5 protein-coding genes are annotated in these 6,049 nt (G+C 71.2%); 1 reads left to right on the plus strand and 4 read right to left on the minus strand.

Annotation, left to right across the window (positions count from 1 at the left end; translation table 11 throughout):
- Positions 1–86: 86 nt before the first annotated feature.
- Positions 87–581 carry a MarR family winged helix-turn-helix transcriptional regulator gene (locus G6045_RS38605; protein WP_165336915.1) on the minus strand — a complete coding sequence of 165 codons (495 nt, stop codon included), beginning with the start codon at positions 579–581 and terminating at the stop codon, positions 87–89.
- A 229-nt stretch (positions 582–810) separates the two neighbouring features.
- Between G6045_RS38605 and G6045_RS38610 the strand changes: the two genes are divergently transcribed.
- On the plus strand, positions 811–1,704 hold the full coding sequence (locus G6045_RS38610) for a lysozyme (RefSeq protein ID WP_165336916.1): 894 nt from the start codon (positions 811–813) through the stop codon (positions 1,702–1,704).
- A 93-nt stretch (positions 1,705–1,797) separates the two neighbouring features.
- Here the strand turns inward: G6045_RS38610 and G6045_RS38615 are convergent, their stop codons facing one another.
- From G6045_RS38615 to G6045_RS38625, 3 genes are all read right to left on the minus strand, one after another.
- Positions 1,798–2,277, minus strand: a complete 480-nt coding sequence (locus G6045_RS38615; RefSeq protein WP_165336917.1) for a nucleoside deaminase — start codon at positions 2,275–2,277, stop codon at positions 1,798–1,800.
- A 119-nt stretch (positions 2,278–2,396) separates the two neighbouring features.
- Positions 2,397–4,805 carry an endopeptidase La gene (gene lon, locus G6045_RS38620; RefSeq protein WP_165336918.1) on the minus strand — a complete coding sequence of 803 codons (2,409 nt, stop codon included), beginning with the start codon at positions 4,803–4,805 and terminating at the stop codon, positions 2,397–2,399.
- A 117-nt stretch (positions 4,806–4,922) separates the two neighbouring features.
- On the minus strand, positions 4,923–5,957 hold the full coding sequence (locus tag G6045_RS38625; protein ID WP_328708064.1) for an NADP-dependent oxidoreductase: 1,035 nt from the start codon (positions 5,955–5,957) through the stop codon (positions 4,923–4,925).
- Positions 5,958–6,049: the final 92 nt, after the last annotated feature.

Raw genomic sequence — 6,049 nt, forward strand, 5'->3', positions numbered from 1 at the left:
GCGGGAAGCCGCACGATGATGCGACGGTGGTGTGGGTGGAGTTGTAGCCGCGCCTCGGGTGGGGCCTAGCTGCACCTCGGGAGGGGCTACTGCTCGCCGCCCGCGTTGAGCTGGTGCAGCAGCCGGGCCAGTTCGGCGACCTCGGCGCGGTCCCAGCCGGCGAGCTGGCGGACATAGCGCCCGCGCCGCGCACCGCGCACGGTGCGGAACCGGTCGCACCCCTCCTCCGTCAGGCGCACCAGCGCCGCCCGCCCGTCCGCCGGATCGGGCTCGCGCGCCACCAGACCGAGGTCCTCCAGGGCGCGCAGCTGACGGCTCATCGTGGCCTTGCCGACACCGAAGTACGCGGCGAGTTCCGTGGCCCGCTGCGGACCGCCCTCGTCCAGTCGTACGAGCAGGCCGTACGCGGCGGGTTCGAGCTCCGGGTGGACCGCACGCGCCATCTCGCCGGAACTGGCCCGCGCGCGCCGCAGAAACACCGTCAACTCCCGCTCCAGAGCGAGGAATTCGTGGTCCACACCACTTTCCGGCGGGACGGGGCGCGCGGAGTCGTCTCCGCGGTCGTGCACTTCAGAGGCCATGAAACGCTTTCCGATACTGAAAGTTTCTGCCAACCGCGGCCGTTGCCGCAGCTCGGCCAGTATTTCGCAGGCGTAGACCAACGGCAGCCCCAAGGCCCTCTTCCCACCCGCGAGTCCTGCTGCGTAGCTTCATTGGTGACATGTTCACGCCCCACCTGGGCGACATGTCGACAGATCCCCCCACCGGAGCCCCGTCGTCGGGCTCCACGAGGCCTTCGGAGGCACGCACATGTCCGTGCACAGACCCGGAAGACCCCGTACCACTCGCCTCACCACTCGCATCACCCGCACTCCTCGCACCTCTCGTCGGTCGAGCAACCGCTCCCGCGTCACCGCGGCCGGGATCCTCCTCTCCGTCCTCTCTCTCCTGATCACTCTGCCCGCCACCTCCCAGGCCGCCGAGATCGCCGACAAACCCGCCCGCGGCGAGGCCCGCATGGGCCAGGGCGTCATCGCACACGACGGCCAGGGCGGTCTCCCCCGCGAGAGCCGCGCCGTCCAGACCGAGGGCGTCGACGTCTCCAGCCACCAGGGCAACGTCAACTGGGCGTCCCTGTGGTCGAGCGGAGTGAAGTGGGCCTACACGAAGGCCACCGAGGGGACGTACTACAAGAACCCCTACTTCGCGCAGCAGTACAACGGCTCGTACAACGTCGGCATGATCCGCGGCGCGTACCACTTCGCCACGCCCGACACGACCACGGGGACCGCGCAGGCCGACTACTTCGTCAACAACGGCGGCGGCTGGTCCCGCGACGGCAAGACCCTTCCGGGCGTCCTCGACATCGAGTGGAACCCCTACGGCGCGGCCTGCTACGGCAAGAGCCAGTCCGCGATGGTCACGTGGATCCGCGACTTCCTCAACCGCTACAAGGCCCGCACGGGCCGCGACGCGGTGATCTACACGGCGACGAGCTGGTGGACCCAGTGCACCGGCAACTACGGCGGCTTCGGCGCGACCAACCCGCTCTGGATCGCCCGCTACAACACGACACCGGGCACGCTGCCGGCCGGCTGGGGCTTTTACACGATGTGGCAGTACACGTCCTCCGGACCGATCGTGGGTGACCACAACAAGTTCAACGGAGCCCTCGACCGCGTAGTGGCGCTGGCCAACGGCTAGCCTTCCGCCGCACCTCCCGCCTTCGGCACCCGGGCAACGCATCAACGCTGCCCGGGTGTTCGTGTGCCACCGGGCGGCGCCGACCCCGCCCGGCTACGCGCCGGTGTGCAGCTTCACGTGCAAGGCGTGGATTTGTTCGGTGAGTTCGGGGACCGGGCCCTCGACGGTGACGTTCGGGGCGACGGTGTTGACGGGGAGTGCGGCCACCGGGCCCTGGGGTACGCCGAGTTCCCGGAGCCAGCCCGTGAGCTGGGCCGAGGAGGCGACGTACACGATGCGCGCCAGGCCGACCCAGGCGTGGGCGGCGGAGCACATCGGGCAGTGTTCGCCCGAGGTGTAGACGGTGGCGCCGGCGCGCTCCTCGGGGGTCAGGTGCTCGGCGGCCCAGCGGGCGAGGGCGAACTCGGGGTGGCGGGTGTGGTCGCCGTCGGCGACGCGGTTGCGGTCCTCGGCGCGGGCGTTTCCTTCGGCGTCGACGAGGACGGAGCCGAAGGGTTCGTCGCCGGCGTCGAGGGCTTCGGCGGCGAGTTCGATGCAGCGGCGGAGGTGGCGCATGTCGGTGTCGTTGACCATGGGGTCAGGGTAGGCACCCGGTCCGCCCGCCACCCGAGGAAACGGCCCGAGCCCTCAAGCGAACGGCCCGAGCCCCCACGTACGGGAACCCGGGCCGCCACCTCATCCGGTCGCGTCCGTCACGCCGCGACCGGAACCTCCGCCGGCGCGGACGCCGGGGCGAGGGCCAGGTCGAGGACCTGGCGGACATCCGTCACCGGGTGGACGTCCAGCTTGGCCAGGACCTCGGCCGGCACGTCATCCAGATCCGCCTCGTTCCGCTTCGGAATGATCACCGTCGTGACACCCGCCCGGTGCGCGGCGAGCAGCTTCTGCTTCACGCCGCCGATGGGCAGCACCCGCCCGGTCAGCGAGACCTCGCCGGTCATCGCCACATCCGTACGGACCAGGCGTCCGGACAGGAGCGAGGCGAGCGCGGTCGTCATGGTGACGCCGGCGCTCGGACCGTCCTTCGGCACCGCGCCCGCGGGGAAGTGGATGTGCACCCCGCGCTCCTTCAAGTCGGCCACGGGGAGCTCCAGTTCCGCGCCGTGCGAGCGCAGGAAGGAGAGCGCGATCTGGGCCGATTCCTTCATCACGTCGCCGAGCTGACCGGTCAGGGTCAGACCCGCCGCGCCTGTCTCCGGGTCGGCGAGCGAGGCCTCGACGAAGAGGACGTCGCCGCCCGCTCCCGTGACCGCGAGACCCGTCGCCACGCCCGGCACCGCAGTGCGCCGCTCGGCCGGGTCCTGGGCGGACTCGGGGACGTGGTGCGGTCGGCCGATGAGTTCGCGCAGATTCTCGGCGCCGACCGTGAACGGCAGCTCGCGGTCGCCGAGTTCGTGCTGCGCCGCGACCTTGCGGAGCACCCGGGTGATGGCACGCTCCAGGTTGCGGACGCCGGCCTCGCGGGTGTACTCGCCGGCCAGCTTGCGCAGCGCGTCCTCCTCGACCGTGACCTCGTCGCCGTTGAGGCCCGAGCGCTCCAGCTGCCTCGGCAGCAGGTGGTCGCGGGCGATGACGACCTTCTCGTCCTCTGTGTAGCCGTCGAGCCGTACGAGGTCCATACGGTCGAGCAGCGCCTCGGGGATCGCTTCGAGGACGTTGGCGGTGGCGAGGAACACCACGTCGCTGAGGTCGAGTTCGACCTCCAGGTAGTGGTCGCGGAAGGTGTGGTTCTGCGCCGGGTCGAGGACTTCGAGGAGCGCCGCCGCGGGGTCGCCGCGGAAGTCGGAGCCCACCTTGTCGATCTCGTCGAGGAGCACGACCGGGTTCATGGACCCGGCCTCCTTGATGGCGCGGACGATCCGGCCGGGCAGCGCGCCCACGTACGTACGGCGGTGACCGCGGATCTCCGCTTCATCCCGTACGCCGCCGAGCGCGACCCGCACGAACTTGCGCCCCATCGCGTGCGCGACGGACTCACCGAGGCTGGTCTTGCCGACACCGGGCGGGCCGACGAGCGCGAGAACGGCACCTCCGCGTCGCCCGCCGACCACGCCCAGGCCCCGGTCGGTGCGCCGCTTTCGCACCGCCAGGTATTCGGTGATCCGCTCCTTCACGTCGTCGAGGCCCGCATGCTCGGCGTCGAGCACGGACTTGGCGCCCTGGATGTCGTACGCGTCCTCGGTCCGCTCGCTCCAGGGGAGCTCCAGGACCGTGTCGAGCCAGGTGCGGATCCAACTGCCCTCGGGGGACTGGTCGCTGGACCGCTCCAGCTTGTCGACCTCCTTGAGCGCGGCCTCCCGTACCTTCTCGGGCAGGTCGGCGGCCTCGACGCGGGCGCGGTAGTCGTCCGACTCCTCGCCCTCGCTCTCGCCGTTGATCTCGCGCAGCTCCTTGCGTACGGCTTCGAGCTGGCGGCGCAGGAGGAACTCGCGCTGCTGCTTGTCGACGCCCTCCTGGACGTCCTTGGCGATGGACTCGGCGACGTCCTGCTCGGCGAGGTGCTCGCTGAGCCACTGGACGGCGAGCTTGAGGCGGGCCACCGGGTCGGTGGTCTCCAGGAGTTCGACCTTCTGGGCGGTGGACAGGAACGGCGAGTAGCCGGAGTTGTCGGCGAGCGCGCCCACGTCGTCGATCTGCTGGACGCGGTCGACGACCTGCCAGGCGCCGCGCTTGCGCAGCCAGCTGGTGGCAAGGGCCTTGTATTCCTTGACCAGTTCGGTGACGGCACCCGGCAGGGGATCGGGGTCGCTGTCGTCGACCTGGGTGCCCTCGACCCACAGGGCCGCGCCGGGACCGGTCGTCCCTGCGCCGATCTGCACCCGCCGCCGCGCCCGGATCAGGGCGCCGGGGTCGCCGTCGGCGAGGCGGCCGACCTGCTCGACGGTGCCGAGCACGCCGATACCGGCGTACGTGCCGTCGATGCGCGGCACGAGGAGCACGCGTGGCTTACCGGTCTGGCCGCGCGCGGCGGCCTGTGCGGCCTCCACCGCGGCGCGTACATCCGGATCGTTGAGGTCGAGCGGGACGACCATGCCGGGCAGGACGACCTCGTCGTCGAGCGGCAGGACGGGCAGGGTGAGCGGTGCGGACGTCGAAGCCATGATCTCCCCTTCGGCATTCAAGTTGAGCTATGCCGACTCAATGCTTGTGCGCCGCTCAATGTTCCCCAGGGGGCGTTCGCTGTGAGCGATCACGTCGAGCGCCCGGGACGAACGGCGTCATGCCCCTGGGATGACCAGGACCTTTCCTCGTATGCGGCCTGCCTCGCCGAGGCGGTGGACCTCCGCGAGGCGGGACAGCGGGTACGTGCCGCTGATGTCCACGGCGACCGTGCCCGCGTCCACCAGGGCGACGAGGGCCGCCAGGTCCGCGGGGTCGTTGCGGGCGACCATGTGCAGGGCGGTCACCTCCGGGCCCGCTTCGACCGGGGTGGCGATCGAGACGATCCGGCCGCCCGGCCGCACCAGCGGCACGAGGGCCGCGGCGTCCTGCGGGCCGAGCGGGACCAGGTTGAGGAGGGTGTCCACCTGGCCGGCGAGCGCCTCGGCCACCGGCGTGACCGTGTAGTCGATCACCTCGTCCGCCCCCTGCCGCCGCACGGCATCGGTGCTGCGCGGACCTGCCGTGGCGACCACGTGAGCTCCGGCGTGCCTGGCCAGTTGTGTGACAAGACCTCCGACACCTCCTCCCGCTCCGTTGACCAGAACGCGCTGACCGGCCGAGACCTTCCCGTGCTCGAACACCGCCTGCCATGCGGTGAGCCCTGCGACGGGCAGGGCCGCCGCGTGTGCGAGCGGGATCGAGGCGGGTGCCGGCACGAGAGCGGCGGCCGGAGCCCGTACGTACTCGGCGGCTCCGCCCGCGCCGTCCACGCGTCCGAGCACCCGGTCGCCGACCGCCAAGCCGGTGACGTCCGGGCCGAGTTCGGTCACCGTGCCGGCGACGTCCCAGCCCGGGACGTACGGCAGTTCCACCGGCAGGAATCGCTGCAACAGCCCCTGCCGCAGGGCCGCTTCGGTCGGGTTGAACGAGGTCGCGGCGACCCGGACAACGACCTCACCGGCGGCCGGCCTCGGCCGGGGAGCTTCTTCGTGGCGGATCACCGAGGGGCCGCCGAACTCGTGGATGCGGGCGGCCTTCATCGTCGCGGGCTGTGCGTTTGGGGGCGTCTTCGCGGGCTGTGCGTTTGGGGTCGTCTTCGCCGGCTGCTCATTCGTGGTCGCCTTCGCGGGCTGTGCGCTCTTGATCGTCATGACGTCGAAGCTAGGGCCGGCGCGGGAGACGATCCATGCGTACGAGTGCCGCATTCATACGCGTCCGTCTCGCACCCACCCCACACCCCCTT

Origin of the sequence: Streptomyces mesophilus, from assembly GCF_011044995.1 — a bacterium.
Classification (GTDB): Bacteria; Actinomycetota; Actinomycetes; order Streptomycetales; family Streptomycetaceae; genus Streptomyces; species Streptomyces mesophilus.

What these genes read in the sequence shown, in the direction of transcription:
- G6045_RS38605 (WP_165336915.1), bottom strand. Translation starts at nt 581, where the DNA reads ATGGCCTCTGAAGTGCACGACCGCGGAGACGACTCCGCGCGCCCCGTC.
- G6045_RS38610 (WP_165336916.1), top strand. Translation starts at nt 811, where the DNA reads ATGTCCGTGCACAGACCCGGAAGACCCCGTACCACTCGCCTCACCACT.
- G6045_RS38615 (WP_165336917.1), bottom strand. Translation starts at nt 2,277, where the DNA reads ATGGTCAACGACACCGACATGCGCCACCTCCGCCGCTGCATCGAACTC.
- lon (WP_165336918.1), bottom strand. Translation starts at nt 4,805, where the DNA reads ATGGCTTCGACGTCCGCACCGCTCACCCTGCCCGTCCTGCCGCTCGAC.
- G6045_RS38625 (WP_328708064.1), bottom strand. Translation starts at nt 5,957, where the DNA reads ATGACGATCAAGAGCGCACAGCCCGCGAAGGCGACCACGAATGAGCAG.